This is a genomic window from Cellulomonas sp. URHD0024 (assembly GCF_000426185.1).
GTDB lineage: Bacteria > Actinomycetota > Actinomycetes > Actinomycetales > Cellulomonadaceae > Cellulomonas.
On the sequence record NZ_KE384506.1, the window covers coordinates 18,289 to 31,598 of the forward strand.

14 protein-coding genes are annotated in these 13,310 nt (G+C 68.4%); 6 read left to right on the top strand and 8 right to left on the bottom strand.

Features of this window, described 5'->3' with window-relative positions:
• Positions 1 to 6 precede the first annotated feature (6 nt).
• Genes I847_RS0119740 through I847_RS0119755 form a run of 4 tightly spaced genes read left to right on the top strand, consistent with a single transcriptional unit; the run spans position 7 to position 4,025 of the window.
• Positions 7 to 1,047, top strand: a complete 1,041-nt coding sequence (locus I847_RS0119740) for a branched-chain amino acid ABC transporter permease (RefSeq protein WP_051275113.1) — start codon at positions 7 to 9, stop codon at positions 1,045 to 1,047.
• Positions 1,044 to 2,321: a branched-chain amino acid ABC transporter permease gene (locus I847_RS24980; protein ID WP_081681182.1), complete on the top strand. Its 1,278-nt coding sequence runs from the start codon at positions 1,044 to 1,046 to the stop codon at positions 2,319 to 2,321. Before I847_RS0119740 ends, I847_RS24980 begins: the two co-directional genes overlap by 4 nt.
• Positions 2,318 to 3,319 carry an ABC transporter ATP-binding protein gene (locus I847_RS0119750; protein ID WP_081681183.1) on the top strand — a complete coding sequence of 334 codons (1,002 nt, stop codon included), beginning with the start codon at positions 2,318 to 2,320 and terminating at the stop codon, positions 3,317 to 3,319. Before I847_RS24980 ends, I847_RS0119750 begins: the two co-directional genes overlap by 4 nt.
• Positions 3,312 to 4,025 carry an ABC transporter ATP-binding protein gene (locus I847_RS0119755; protein ID WP_369751771.1) on the top strand — a complete coding sequence of 238 codons (714 nt, stop codon included), beginning with the start codon at positions 3,312 to 3,314 and terminating at the stop codon, positions 4,023 to 4,025. The genes I847_RS0119750 and I847_RS0119755 overlap by 8 nt, the downstream gene beginning before the upstream one ends.
• Before the next feature lie 248 nt (positions 4,026 to 4,273).
• Here I847_RS0119755 and rplI read toward each other — a convergent pair whose 3' ends face one another.
• From rplI to I847_RS0119780, 5 genes are all read right to left on the bottom strand, one after another.
• A complete protein-coding gene (gene rplI, locus I847_RS0119760; protein ID WP_028051083.1) occupies positions 4,274 to 4,723 on the bottom strand; it encodes a 50S ribosomal protein L9 in 450 nt (149 codons plus the stop codon).
• A 14-nt stretch (positions 4,724 to 4,737) separates the two neighbouring features.
• Positions 4,738 to 4,974, bottom strand: coding sequence for a 30S ribosomal protein S18 (rpsR, locus tag I847_RS0119765; protein ID WP_028051084.1), 237 nt, complete (start codon positions 4,972 to 4,974; stop codon positions 4,738 to 4,740).
• A gap of 78 nt (positions 4,975 to 5,052) precedes the next feature.
• Positions 5,053 to 5,577: a single-stranded DNA-binding protein gene (locus I847_RS0119770; RefSeq protein WP_028051085.1), complete on the bottom strand. Its 525-nt coding sequence runs from the start codon at positions 5,575 to 5,577 to the stop codon at positions 5,053 to 5,055.
• A gap of 77 nt (positions 5,578 to 5,654) precedes the next feature.
• Positions 5,655 to 5,948, bottom strand: a complete 294-nt coding sequence (gene rpsF, locus I847_RS0119775) for a 30S ribosomal protein S6 (RefSeq protein ID WP_034611334.1) — start codon at positions 5,946 to 5,948, stop codon at positions 5,655 to 5,657.
• A gap of 202 nt (positions 5,949 to 6,150) precedes the next feature.
• The gene (locus tag I847_RS0119780) at positions 6,151 to 8,571 is read right to left on the bottom strand and encodes a transglycosylase domain-containing protein (protein ID WP_028051086.1); all 2,421 of its coding nucleotides are present in this window, start codon (positions 8,569 to 8,571) and stop codon (positions 6,151 to 6,153) included.
• A 304-nt stretch (positions 8,572 to 8,875) separates the two neighbouring features.
• Here I847_RS0119780 and I847_RS0119785 point away from each other — a divergent pair, with 304 nt between their 5' ends.
• The gene (locus I847_RS0119785; protein ID WP_028051087.1) at positions 8,876 to 9,526 is read left to right on the top strand and encodes a PadR family transcriptional regulator; all 651 of its coding nucleotides are present in this window, start codon (positions 8,876 to 8,878) and stop codon (positions 9,524 to 9,526) included.
• Positions 9,523 to 10,614, top strand: a complete 1,092-nt coding sequence (locus tag I847_RS0119790) for an inositol-3-phosphate synthase (protein ID WP_028051088.1) — start codon at positions 9,523 to 9,525, stop codon at positions 10,612 to 10,614. The genes I847_RS0119785 and I847_RS0119790 overlap by 4 nt, the downstream gene beginning before the upstream one ends.
• Positions 10,615 to 10,669: 55 nt before the next feature.
• Here I847_RS0119790 and I847_RS0119795 read toward each other — a convergent pair whose 3' ends face one another.
• The 3 genes from I847_RS0119795 to I847_RS27590 form a co-directional block, all read right to left on the bottom strand.
• Complete coding sequence (locus I847_RS0119795) at positions 10,670 to 12,091, bottom strand: hypothetical protein (RefSeq protein ID WP_028051089.1); 1,422 nt, start codon at positions 12,089 to 12,091, stop codon at positions 10,670 to 10,672.
• Positions 12,081 to 12,635, bottom strand: a complete 555-nt coding sequence (locus I847_RS0119800) for an RNA polymerase sigma factor (RefSeq protein ID WP_028051090.1) — start codon at positions 12,633 to 12,635, stop codon at positions 12,081 to 12,083. Before I847_RS0119800 ends, I847_RS0119795 begins: the two co-directional genes overlap by 11 nt.
• A 430-nt stretch (positions 12,636 to 13,065) precedes the next feature.
• The gene (locus tag I847_RS27590) at positions 13,066 to 13,200 is read right to left on the bottom strand and encodes a hypothetical protein (RefSeq protein ID WP_255346403.1); all 135 of its coding nucleotides are present in this window, start codon (positions 13,198 to 13,200) and stop codon (positions 13,066 to 13,068) included.
• Positions 13,201 to 13,310 lie beyond the last annotated feature (110 nt).

Here is a 13,310-nt window from a genome sequence, read left to right on the forward strand (position 1 = left end):
AGCCGCATGAGTTCTGTCCTGCTGCCAGGCGCGCAGGTTCTGACCGATCCGATGATCGGGTTCGACCTGGGCGCCCTCGCTCGGAACTTCTGGGCACTGACCATCGACGGCCTGACCTACGGCTCCATCTACGCCCTGGTCGCCGTCGGCTACACCCTCGTGTACGGAGTGTTGCGGCTCATCAACTTCGCGCACTCCGAGATCTTCATGCTCGGCATGTTCGGGGTGTACGGCACGCTCCTGCTGCTCGGCTTCACGCCGAGCGGCAACGCGTACAACGAGGGCATCCCGCTCACGATCATGTATCTCGGCATCGCCCTGATCGGCGGCATGATCGTGGCCGGCACCTCGGCCGTCGGGCTCGAGCGCGTCGCCTACCGGCCGCTGCGCAAGCGTGGCGCACCCTCGCTCGTCTTCCTCATCACCGCCATCGGCGCCTCGTTCGTCATCCAGGAGTTCGTGCACTTCGTGCTCCCGAAGCTGACCAACGGCAAGCTCGGCGGCGTCAACGCACAGCAGCCGATCCGGCTGGTCGAGCCCGTCGACGTCTTCAGCGTCTTCGGGGCCACGGTGACCAACATCGAGATCGTCATCATCCTCTCGGCCCTGGTCCTGGCCTTCGCCACCGACCGCTTCATCAACGCGACGAAGTTCGGCCGCGGCATCCGCGCCGTCGCACAGGACCCCGTGACGGCAACCCTCATGGGCGTGTCCCGCGAGCGCGTCATCATGCTCACGTTCCTCATCGGCGGCGTCCTCGCCGGCGCGGCGGCGCTGCTCTACACGCTGCGCGTGCCCAGCGGGATCATCTACTCCGGGGGCTTCATCCTCGGCATCAAGGCGTTCAGCGCGGCAGTCCTCGGCGGTATCGGCAATCTGCGCGGTGCCCTGCTCGGTGGTCTGCTGCTCGGCGTCATGGAGCTCTACGGGCAGGCGGTCTTCGGCACCGAGTGGCGCGACGTCGTCGCCTTCGTCCTGCTGGTGCTGGTGCTCATGTTCCGGCCTACGGGCATCCTGGGTGAGTCCCTGGGGAGGGCACGAGTATGAGCACCGACATCCCGACGAGCACCACGGCTTACGACGGCCTGCACCTCGGCCTGGGCGACCGGCTGCGCCTGTGGTGGGACGCCCTACCGCGCCCGATGCAGTGGCTCGTCGGCTCTCCGATCGTCATTTTCATCGCGCTCCTTCCTGTGCTGCAGCTGCCGGTCATCACGACGGTGGGCACCGACTTCGGCGGCGTTCTCGCGCAGTTCGGGATGTACGCACTCCTCGCGATCGGGCTCAACGTCGTCGTCGGCCAGACAGGTCTCCTGGACCTCGGCTATGTCGGCTTCTATGCCATCGGCGCCTACACCGTCGGCCTGCTGACCAGCCCCGACAGCCCGTGGAACCTCACCGACGACTGGCTCTCGAGGAACTGGGCCTGGTTGTTCGCGGTACCGGTCGCGATCGCGGTGACCGCCCTGTCCGGCCTCCTGCTCGGGTCACCGACCCTGCGGCTGCGCGGCGACTACCTGGCCATCGTCACCCTCGGGTTCGGCGAGATCGTGCGGCTCCTTGCGGACAACCTCACCGGGCTGACCGGCGGCGGCCGCGGCCTCTCGCAGATCGCCTACCCCGTCGCCGGCGTCAGCGAAGAGCGACCCAACGGGGTCTTCTCGGCCGGCAACACCCTGGCACCGCTCAACTCCGGGGCGTTCTGGTTCTGGCTGTCGATGGTGCTCATCATCGTCACGCTGGTGTTCGTCGGAAATCTCGAGCGGTCCCGCGTCGGCAGGTCGTGGGTGGCCATCCGCGAGGACGAGGACGCCGCCGAGATCATGGGTGTGCCCACCTTCAAGTTCAAGCTGTGGGCGTTCGTGATCGGCGCGTCCATCGGTGGCCTGTCCGGGGCGCTCTACGCCGGCCAGGTCCAGTTCGTGGTCCCGTCGACGTTCAACGTCATCAACTCGATGCTGTTCCTGTGCGCGGTCGTGCTCGGCGGTCAGGGCAACAAGCTCGGTGTGATCGCCGGCGCGTTCATCATCGTCTACCTGCCCAACTTCTTCCTCGGGCGGACGCAGCTGTTCGGGATCCCGATCAACGGTGACGAGATCGCCAACTACAAGTACCTGTTCTTCGGGATCGCCCTCATGGTGCTGATGATCTTCCGACCTCAAGGGTTGTTCCCGGCACGCCAGAAGCTCCTCGCGTACGGGCGTCAGGTCTACGTCGCCTCGCGGCGCGCCTACCTCGCGGCGGCGGCGCTCGCCGCGAAGACCCCGGTCCCGGCTGCTGTGTCGTCGTCGTCCGACGACACCGAGGGAGGCGCCCGATGAGCATTCCCGGAGGCATGGGTGCGGGCTCGGAGGACGAAGAGCAGTTCCGGGCTCCCGACGACGTGATCACGACCCGCGCGGACCTGAACGAGATCTACCTGCCCGACGGCGAGGTGGAGATCGCCGTGTCGGTCGACGTCGCGGACGTGAACCCCGACCTCGCCGATCCCGACAAGGTCGCCGAGATGGTCGCCTCCGAGCGCGCCATCCGGACCGAGGTCGGCCAGTCGCTGCTCTCGATGAACGAGGTCACCGTGCAGTTCGGCGGCCTGACCGCCCTCGACGGCGTCTCGTTCGACATCCGACGCGGAGAGATCCTCGGCCTGATCGGACCGAACGGCGCCGGCAAGACCACGTGCTTCAACACGATGACCGGGATCTACCGGCCCACCTCCGGGAGCGTCGTCTTCGACGGGCAGACCATCGGCTCGATCAAGCGCAACCAGATCACCCGGCTCGGCATCGCCCGCACGTTCCAGAACATCCGGCTGTTCAGCGACATGACGGCCCTGGAGAACGTGGTGGTCGGGACGGACGCCCGACACAAGACCTCCGTCCCCGGGGCACTCTTCCGCAGTCGTCGGCACCGTGCCGAGGAGCGAGACGCGCTCGAGCGCGCGATGGCGCTGCTCGAGTTCGTCGGAATCGGCAAGCGTGCCACCCAGCAGGCCCGCAACCTCCCGTACGGCGACCAGCGTCGGCTCGAGATCGCCCGCGCGCTGGCCACCGAGCCGAAGCTGCTCTGCCTCGACGAGCCCGCCGCCGGGTTCAACCCCGCCGAGAAGCAGCAGCTCATGGACCTGATCCGCAAGATCCGCGACGACGGCTTCACCGTCCTGCTCATCGAGCACGACATGCGACTGGTGATGGGCGTGACCGACCGGGTCGTCGTCCTGGAGTTCGGCCGCAAGATCGCCGACGGCCTGCCCGCGGAGGTCTCCGCGGACCCGGCCGTCATCGCCGCCTACCTGGGGGTTCCCGACGATGCCACTGCTTGAGCTGAAGGACCTGACCGTCGCCTACGGGCGGATCGAGGCGGTCCGCGGGATCTCGTTGACCGTCGAGGAGGGGGAGCTGGTCACGCTCATCGGCGCCAACGGTGCCGGCAAGACCACCACGATGCGCGCGGTCTCCGGAATCCGCCCTCTGTCCACCGGGTCGATCTGGTTCGACGGTCAGGACATCACCAAGATGAAGGCGCACGTGCGCGTCCTCGCCGGGATCGTGCAAGCGCCCGAGGGTCGCGGTGTCTTCCCGGGGATGACCGTGATCGAGAACCTCGAGATGGGTGCCTACGCCCGCACGTTCGACACCAAGGCCGAGCACGACGCCACGGTTGCACGCGTGTTCGAGCTGTTCCCGCGCCTCGAGGAGCGCCGGTCGCAGGTCGGCGGCACCCTGTCGGGCGGTGAGCAGCAGATGCTCGCCATCGGCCGCGCCCTCATGGCCCGCCCGCGCCTGCTCCTGCTCGACGAGCCGTCGATGGGGCTCGCGCCGCTGGTCATCCAGCAGATCTTCCGGATCATCACCGAGATCAACGCCGCCGGCACCACGGTCCTGCTCGTCGAGCAGAACGCGCAGCAGGCCCTGTCCCGCTCCGACCGCGCCTACATCCTCGAGAGCGGCGAGGTCATCCTGTCGGGCGGCGGCAAGGAGCTCCTCGCCGACCCGGCCGTCAAGCAGGCCTACCTCGGCGTCGCCTGACCGCCAACGTCCGCACTCGTGGGTGCCACAGCCCCACGGAGTGCGGACGCACCATCTCCACCCACGCCAACGTCCGCACTCGTGTGTGCCACAGCCCCACGGAGCGCGGACGCACCACTCCCACCCCCGCCAACGTCCGCACTCGTGGGTGCCAGAGGCCCACGGAGTGCGGACGTTGCGGGGTGTGTTGGACGCGAGGAAGCCCGCACCCCCCAGAGGGAGTGCGGGCTTCTTCGTGCGTGCTCAGCTCAGGCTGCGACGACCTTGACGGTCACCGTCGCGGCGACGTCTGCGTGCAGACGGACCGACACCTGGTACTCGCCGAGGGCCTTGATCGGCTGACCGATCTCGACCTTCCGCTTGTCGATCTGCGGCGCGCCCGACTTCTTGACCGCGTCAGCGATCTCGGCGGTCGTGACGGCACCGAACAGGCGGCCCGACTCCCCAGCCTTGGCAGTCACGACGACGGCCTTCGACTGAAGGGAGTCGCGGATCGCCTTGGCGTCGTCGAGCGTGGCGATCTCGCGGGCCTTGCGGGCCTTGCGGATCGCGGTGACGTCCTTCTCGGCGCCCTTGGTCCAGGGCGTCGCAAGGTTGCGCGGGAGGAGGAAGTTCCGGGCGTACCCGTCCTTCACGTCCACCACGTCGCCGGGCTCACCGAGACCGGTGACCTCGTGGGTCAGGATGATCTTCGCCATGATGGTCTCCTTTCTCAGCGTGCCGACGACGAGTAGGGCAGGAGTGCCATCTCGCGGGCGTTCTTGACGGCACGCGCGATTGCGCGCTGCTCCTGGACGGACACACCGGTCACCCGGCGAGCGCGGATCTTCCCGCGGTCGGAGATGAACTTGCGCAGCAGCGCAGTGTCCTTGTAGTCGACGACGTCGATCTTCGCCGCCTTGAGCGGGTTCTGCTTCTTCTTTGGCTTGCGGACCACGGCCTTGGCCATCGTGGTGCTCCTTGTCTGCTGGAGCCCTGGGCGTTGCCGTGCCCAGGGATGGGGAAGTTCAGGGTGCTAGAGCGCCGATCAGAACGGGGGCTCGTCGGCGTAGCCGGCGGAACCACCAGCGGGCGTCGCCCACGGGTCGTCCTGCTGCTGGCCACCGCCACCGGAGCCACCGCTGCTGCCGCCACCGTTGTAGCCGCCACCGCCGCCTCCGCCGAAGCCACCGCCGCCGCCACCCGAACGCTGAGTCCGGGTGACCTTGGCCGTGGCGTAGCGCAGGGACGGGCCGACCTCGTCGACCTGGAGCTCGTACACGGTGCGCTTCTCGCCCTCACGGGTCTCATACGAGCGCTGCACGAGCCGGCCGGTCACGATGACGCGGGTGCCCTTGGTGAGTGACTCGGCGACCGACTCGGCCGCCTCCCGCCAGATGGAGCAGCGCAGGAACAGCGTGTCGCCGTCCTTCCACTCGTTGCTCTGGCGGTCGAACGTGCGGGGGGTGGACGCGACGGTGAAGTTCGCGACCGCAGCCCCCGAGGGGGTGAAGCGCAGCTCGGGATCCCCGGTCAGGTTCCCGATCACCGTGATGACGGTCTCACCGCTCATGCCCAGCTCCTCGCTCGTTCGGAATCAGTCGGTTGATGTGGGGTCGCACGCTACGTGCGACCACCCACACGAAGAGATCAGGCGTCGGCGCGCAGGACCTTGGTCCGCAGGACGACCTCGTTGAGGCCGAGCTGGCGGTCGAGCTCCTTGGCGGTCGCAGGCGTCGCGTGGAAGTCGATGACGGCGTAGATGCCCTCGGACTTCTTCTGGATGTCGTACGCCAGGCGACGACGGCCCCAGATGTCGACCTTGTCGACAGTGCCACCGTCGGTCTTGACGACCGTCAGGTACTTGTCGAGCGACGGAGCAACGGTGCGCTCCTCGATCTCGGGGTCAAGGATGATCATGAGTTCGTACTGACGCAGGCTCATACCCACCTCCTCTGGTCTCAGCGGCCACGGTCGATCCGTGGCAGGAGGGTTCTCGTGCGTCGCTGCGCGTCGTCGAGTCGACGACACCCCACACCTCCCACCGATGGCGGCGGTCACTGCGGGCACAGCAGCCCCCAAGGCTACCCGGCCCGGGGCACCTGCCGAAATCGGCTGTGCACCGCGCCGGGCTGCCGGGAGCGGATCAGGGTGCCGCGGGCGGGGCCGGCGGCGTCGGGGAGGGTGTCGGGGTCGGCGTCGGAGTCGGCGTCGGGGTCGGCGCCACCTTGGGGCCCGTCGAGATGACGAGCGTGACGGTCCCGTTGCGGTCGAGCATGGTTCCGCCGCCGGGGTCGACCCGGATCACGCGGCCCACGGTCACGGTGTCGGAGGACGCCGCCGAGATGTTCGCCGTGAGACCGACCTTGGCGATCGCGGCCGTGGCGTCGGCCTCGAGCTTGTTCTCCAGACCGCCGGGCACCTCGACCTGGGTCGGCGCCTCCTCGGTCACGATCGGAGCAGGTGCCGTCTGCGAGGGCACGGGTGGTGCGTGGGTGGGCTTCGCCTTGCTGCCGACATTCGCGCGGTCCGGGAAGGGGACCACCTGCGAGTAGGCCGGCATCGCGAAGACCTTCTTCATGTACGACTGCCACAGGAACGCCGGCCACGACCCACCGGTGACGTCCTTGCCCAGCACCTTGTCCATCGACACCGTGCCGTTGTGCGGGGGCTCGTGGACCTGCTGGCTCAGCGAGACCTCGGTGACGACGTCCGGCGTGAAGCCGATGAACCAGGCCGCCTTGTTGAACTGCGTCGTCCCGGTCTTCCCGGCGATCGGCCGGTCGAGCGGCGCGACCCACTGGTGGGCGGTGCCCCTGCGGTCCTGCACCACCTGCTGCATCGCGTAGGTGACGTCCGCCATGACGTCCTCCGCGAACACCCTCTTGCCCTCGGTGTCCGCCGTGTACGCGACGTTCCCCTTGGAGTCCTTGACGGTGTCGACGACGTGCCAGGCGTGGTACGTCCCGCCCGAGGCGAGGGTGCCGTAGGCGTTGAGCATGTCGACCGGCCTGACCGTCTGGGTGCCCAGCACGTTGCCGTTGTTCCGGTCGGGCTCCGGCACACCCGCCCGAGCGGCGACGTCGGCCGTCTTGTCCGCACCGATCTGCATGTTGAGCTGGGCGTACACGGTGTTGACGGACATCGCGGTGGCCTTGATCAGGTCGATGTTCGGCTCGTTCTCGTTGCCGAAGTTCGAGACGACATCGTCCCCGTTCGGGTCCCAGCCGGTGATCTTCATGTTGTTCCGGCCACTGAACCTCGTGGTCAGCGGGACGCCCTGCTCGAGGGCGGCCGTGAGCGCGAACGGCTTGAAGGTCGACCCCGCCTGGATCTTGTCGTACTTGACACGGTTGCGCTGGTCCGTCAGGAAGTCCGGACCCCCGTAGAGGGCCAGGATCGCGCCGGTCTTCGGGTCCATCGTCGAGATCGACGCACGGACGTCCGCGTTCGGCACCGCACCCAGCTGACCGTCGAGCGTGCCGGCAGCGTACTGGTTGGCCTGGTCGACGACAGCGTCCTGCATGTCCTCCTTGATCGTCGTCACGATCGAGTAGCCGGACTTGAACAGCCTGTCCTCGCCGACGTCGTAGTCAGCCTTCATCTCGGTCTCGACCATGTCGAGCAGGTAGCCGTTCGTCCCGGCGAAGGTGTTGCTCCGCTCGTACGGGATGGTCTGCGGGAAGACCATGGCGTCGCGCTTGGCGCCGTCCAGCCATCCGCTGTCCACCATCGAGTCGAGGACGATGTTCCAGCGGGCCTCAGCCTTGCTCGGGCTGACCTGCGGGTCCCAGTTGTTGGGCGACGGGATGATGCCGGCCAGGAGCGCGGCCTGCTCCACGGTCAGCGCGGACGCGTCGACGCCGAAGTACGCCTTCGCGGCGGCCTGGATGCCGTAGGAGTCGCGGCCGTAGTAGATCGAGTTGAGGTAGTTGCCCATGATCTCGGGCTTCTTCTGCGTCTGGGCGATCTTGATCGCGACGAGCGCTTCCTTGGCCTTGCCCACGTAGTCCGTCGTCGTCGTGCCCACGTAGTACCGCTCGACGTACTGCTGCGTGAGGGTCGAGCCTCCCTCGGTCTGGCCACCCTTGAGGTTGTTGATCAGCGCGCGGCCCATGCCCTTGATCGAGATGCCGCTGCGGCTGGAGTAGAACTCCTTGTCCTCGGCGGCCGCCGTCGCCTGGCCGACGTACTTGGGCAGCGTGTCGTAGTCGACGAGCGTGCGCTTCTGCGCGGCGAAGGTGCCCATGACCTTGCCGGGTGTGCCGTCGTCGTGCGGTGCGAAGTAGACGGTCGTCGCCTGCGCCTTGACGTCGGCGGCCGACGCCGTCGGCACCTCCGTGAACGCGTACGCGGCGACGACGACGCCCGCGCCGAGGAAGAGGAAGCCGAGCATCGTCCCGACGACGACGCGCCACGAGGGCAGCCAACGGTGGAGGCCGTGATAGCCGGTGCGCGGGTAGTCGAAGAACTTCGTCTTCTGCTTCGGACCCGTGCGGCGCTTCGAGCCACGGGGTGCACTGCGCCTGCTCCGTGCGGGCGCGGCCCTCCGGTTCGTGCTAGCCAAGGCGTTGCCTTCCGTCAGATCAGCTGGTCGCGGCGACGTGAGGCCCGCGTGATTCCGGGCAGGCCTCTGCCGACGGTGCCCAGTATGGGGGAGCCTCCTGGGCGGACCCTGGGACGTCGGGCCTGATGGCGCAGCCTTCACACGATCACTACGGCCTGCCCCGACGGCCGTCGCAGGTGGACGCTCCCGAGGTGGCCCACGTCACCTGGCGGCCACGTCACTTGCCCTGATCGTTCAACTCGACATAGTCTCCGGATGTATCGAGTTGATACATCGACAACCCAACAGTCTGAGGAGGTGCCCCGTGCGCGGTCGTTCCGACGTGCTCGAGCCGGCCATCCTCGGGCTGCTGCACGAGGCACCCATGCACGGCTACGAGCTGCGCAAGCGCCTCAACCTTGTGCTCGGCTCGTTCCGGGCCCTGTCGTACGGCTCGCTGTACCCCTGCCTCAAGTCGCTCGTCGACCGGGGCTGGATCCAGGGCACGGAGTCCGTCGTCGCACCCCATGCCGTGGCGTCCAAGCGCGCACGTATCGTCTACCAGCTGACCGCCGACGGTAAAGAGCATCTCCAGGAGATCCTCGCGTCGTCCGGCCCGGCCACCTGGGAGGACGAGAACTTCGACGTCCGGTTCGCGTTCTTCGCGCAGACCGACGCCGAGACCCGGCTGCGGATCCTCGAGGGTCGGCGCACGCGCCTGACCGAAAGGCTCGAGACGATCCGCCTGTCCTTCGCCCGCACCCGCGAGCGCATGGATGAGTACACCCTCGAGCTCCAGCGGCACGGCCTCGAACAGGTCGAGCGTGAGGTCCGCTGGCTCGACGGGTTGATCGACAACGAGCGCGGCGTACGTCGCGTCCGTCCTGCAGGCACCGGTCGTCCGGCCGTTGCTGACACCACCGCTGGTGACGACGACGTCGTACCACCGCGAACCACCGAGAAGGAGCGAGGATGACCTCCATCCGCGTCGCCATCGTCGGCGTCGGCAACTGCGCCGCGTCGCTTGTCCAGGGCGTGCACTTCTACGCCAACGCCGACGCCGCCAGCACCGTGCCCGGCCTGATGCACGTGCAGTTCGGCGACTACCACGTCCGCGACATCGAGTTCGTCGCCGCGTTCGACGTCGACGCGAAGAAGGTCGGCTTCGACCTGTCCGACGCCATCGGCGCGTCGGAGAACAACACCATCAAGATCGCCGACGTGCCCCCGCTCGGCGTGACCGTCCAGCGCGGCCACACCAACGACGGCCTGGGCAAGTACTACCGCGAGACCATCGAGGAGTCGGACGCCGAGCCGGTCGACATCGTCGCCGCCCTGCGTGAGGCCCGTGTCGACGTCCTCATCTGCTACCTGCCCGTCGGCTCCGAGGTCGCGGCGAAGTACTACGCGCAGTGCGCCATCGACGCCAACGTCGCGTTCGTCAACGCCCTGCCCGTCTTCATCGCGTCCGACCCCGAGTGGGCCGCGAAGTTCGAGGCCGCCGGCGTCCCGATCGTCGGCGACGACATCAAGTCGCAGGTCGGCGCGACCATCACGCACCGCGTCCTCGCGAAGCTCTTCGAGGACCGCGGCGTCGTCCTGGACCGCACCTACCAGCTGAACGTCGGCGGCAACATGGACTTCAAGAACATGCTCGAGCGCGAGCGCCTGGAGTCCAAGAAGCTCTCCAAGACGCAGGCCGTGACCTCCAACCTGACCGGCCCCCTGGGCGGCAAGAAGGAGGACCGCAACGTCCACATCGGCCCGTCGGACTACGTCGCCTGGCTCGACGACCGCAAGTGGGCCTACGTCCGCCTCGAGGGTCGCGCGTTCGGCGAGGTGCCCCTGAACCTCGAGTACAAGCTCGAGGTCTGGGACTCGCCCAACTCGGCCGGCATCATCATCGACGCCCTCCGCGCGGCAAAGATCGCCAAGGACCGTGGCGTCGGTGGCCCGATCCTGTCGGCCTCGACGTACTTCATGAAGTCCCCGCCCGTCCAGATGGAGGACACCCTCGGCCGCGCCGAGCTGGAGGCCTTCATCGCTGGCGAGCGCGACCGCTGAGCTGACGTGCACTGAAGGCGCGCACCCCTGACGGGGTGCGCGCCTTCTTTCGTCGTCAGTACCCGGCCGCCGCCGTCCACGAGATGAAGCCGTTGACCCACGTGATCGGCCCCAGCCCGAATGCCTCACCCGTGTCAGCGGGCAACGGGGCGACGTCGACGGAGCGCCCCGTGCTCAGGTCGTGCGCCGTGAGCGTCGTGCCCGGCCCGTCCTGCGGCCACTGTTCGACGAACACCGTGTTCCCCACGATCCTCGTGCTGACGTAGCCCGACTCGCCCGGGGTCTGCAGCGTGGTCACGTCGCTCCCGTCGACGACGAACACCCCGGACGTGCCGTTCCAGGTCGCGCCGGTCAACAGCCACCGACCGTCGGGCAGGCCGTCGACACGGTCAGCCGCGGCCAGTCCGGGATCGGTGAACAGCAGCTTCGGCTCAGGCTGACCCTGGACCGCGTCGAGGGTGCTGAAGACGGTCGAGTAGAGGACCCGTGCGCCGCTGCTGGCGCTGGTGCAGCCGAGCACGAGCTCGGACTCGGAGAGCCACCCGGCGAACGTGCACCCTCCCGACGTCCCCTGCGGCTCGTAGTAGAACCGCTTCTGACCCGTCTGCAGATCGACCGGGATCCCGATGTCGGCAAAGGTCCGGCCGGGACTCAGAACATCGCCGTTCACCCGAGTGTCCATCGTGTCCTGGAAGTCGGTCACCGTCCCGTCGCCGGTGACCGAGAACACGGAGCCCGAAGCCGATTCCCAGATGGTCGACCCGGTCGACGCAACACCGAGCCAACGTGCGTCGGCGGACGGCCGCGTGACGCCCGTGAACTTGCCGGTGTGCAGGTCGAGCCACTTGTAGGTGCCGTCGAAGAGCGTCACGAGCACACGATGGTCGCCCGCCTTCCAGTGCACGAGCTCCAAAACGGCCACGTCCTGGTTCCACGGGAGCTCCAGCACCTTGTACCGGGACCCCTTGGGGGAGACGAGGTAGAGCACCTGCGTGTCCGAGTCGTGCTCTTCGCTGTCGACGGTGTACCGCGGGGCGTAGGTCACGAGCGTCCAGCCCTCACCAGCGGAGGCGAGGAGCGCGTCGGTGACCGGTTCCGACGTGGGCTGGCCGAACGACGGCGGCACAGGAGGGTACGACTGCGTCACGGGCGGGGTGCTGGTCGCCGTCGCCGACGGCGTGCTGGACGGGGTCGGTGCCGGCGTCGGGCTCGGGGTCGGGGTGACGCTCGGGCTCGGCGTGACAGAGACCGGCGGTGTCGCCGGCTGAGGCTCCGGCGCCAGTCGCACCCCCGCCCAGACCGCCGTGCCCAGCACGCCGGCAGCGGCCACGCCCGCGACGGACTCGAACGTGTGGCGCCGGGCGCGCCGACGACGCACCGACCGCACCACACGGGACAGTCCGACAGCGTCCAGACCATCGGTCGGCGACAGGTCCTCCGCCGCCCGGACCAGCAAGGAGCTCAGCTCAGCGCCCATTACGCACCTCCGTCGCGTCGGTCAGCCGCACGTCGACCGACTCCAAGTTCTTCGTCGTCGTGCCGAGCGCGGCGTCGAGTCGCCGTGTCCCGTCCGTCGTGTACCGCTTCACGGCACCCTCGCTCAGGCCGAGTGCCGCGGCGGTGTCGCGGATCGACATGTCCTCGACCTGCCGCAGGACCACGCAGGCCCGCTCGCGGGGAGCGAGCGTCTGCAGTGCGCGCTGCACATCCGCACCGAGTCCCGGTGGCTGGACCTCCTGCGCAGGGGCAGGCCGCGCACCGAGGCGCGCGACCGCACCCCGCTCACTGGTCCGCCGACGGGACTCGTCGATCGACCGGGTGACCACCGCCCGGCGCACGTACTGCTCCGCCTGCGCGATCGTCGTGAACCGCGCCCGACCGGCGAACGTCGCGATCAGCGCCTCCTGCACCAGGTCCTGGGCATCGTCGCGCGACCCGCACACGAGCATCGCGTGCCCGACGAGGCGGGTGTACCGCTCGCGGACCAGCTGCTCGAGCAACGCCTCCCATCGTGCGCTCACCGGATCTTCCCTCGCTTCGTCGATGGACACTGCCGTCGTCGCCAACAAGAACGGAACGGCGCCCCCAAAAGGATGGGGTGGACAGTCACGGGACCCGCGCGAACTCCAACCGACCCCAGCCGCCGATGGCCTTCGACGCGATCCCCGGGCGCCGCATGCCGCCGCCACGTCGATCTGCTGAGAAGAGAACGATGCACTGCCCGGGCGGGTCGTGGGCAGTCCGCGCAAGCGGCGTCGCCCGTGCGGCCCAAGGACATGTCGAAGGGCGCACATCCTGATCGATGTGCGCCCTTCGCCGTTCACCGGACAAGGCCCCCTGCGCCTGATCTGGTCACCCTCCACATGAGAGAACGTGCGAGGCGCCAAAAAGGTTGGGTTTGGTGCGTACATGCCTACGTCCGGTTGGTGCGAGGTGCGCTCTTCTCGACCCCTACCGCGCGGTCGCGACGACCCAGCTGGCCAGCCCCGCGAACCAGTCGACCTGGGCGAGGCCGTACTCGGCACCGGTCTCGCTGTGCTGCGGGATCATGACGGAGTCGGTGCCGGCGGCGATGTTGTGCGCCACGAGCACGTCCGAGCCGGTGTCTCGCGGGCGACCACGACGTCGCCGGCGACCTGCACGTCGTACGCGTAGTCGTCGACGTCGAGCGCCCGCCCCACCTGCGTGGCCGAGGG

Coding starts and splice junctions, on each gene's coding strand:
- I847_RS0119750 (WP_081681183.1), top strand. CDS start 2,318: ATGAGCATTCCCGGAGGCATGGGTGCGGGCTCGGAGGACGAAGAGCAG.
- I847_RS0119770 (WP_028051085.1), bottom strand. CDS start 5,577: ATGAGCGGTGAGACCGTCATCACGGTGATCGGGAACCTGACCGGGGAT.
- I847_RS0119790 (WP_028051088.1), top strand. CDS start 9,523: ATGACCTCCATCCGCGTCGCCATCGTCGGCGTCGGCAACTGCGCCGCG.
- rplI (WP_028051083.1), bottom strand. CDS start 4,723: ATGGCGAAGATCATCCTGACCCACGAGGTCACCGGTCTCGGTGAGCCC.
- I847_RS24980 (WP_081681182.1), top strand. CDS start 1,044: ATGAGCACCGACATCCCGACGAGCACCACGGCTTACGACGGCCTGCAC.
- I847_RS0119795 (WP_028051089.1), bottom strand. CDS start 12,091: ATGGGCGCTGAGCTGAGCTCCTTGCTGGTCCGGGCGGCGGAGGACCTG.
- rpsR (WP_028051084.1), bottom strand. CDS start 4,974: ATGGCCAAGGCCGTGGTCCGCAAGCCAAAGAAGAAGCAGAACCCGCTC.
- I847_RS0119740 (WP_051275113.1), top strand. CDS start 7: ATGAGTTCTGTCCTGCTGCCAGGCGCGCAGGTTCTGACCGATCCGATG.
- rpsF (WP_034611334.1), bottom strand. CDS start 5,948: ATGAGCCTGCGTCAGTACGAACTCATGATCATCCTTGACCCCGAGATC.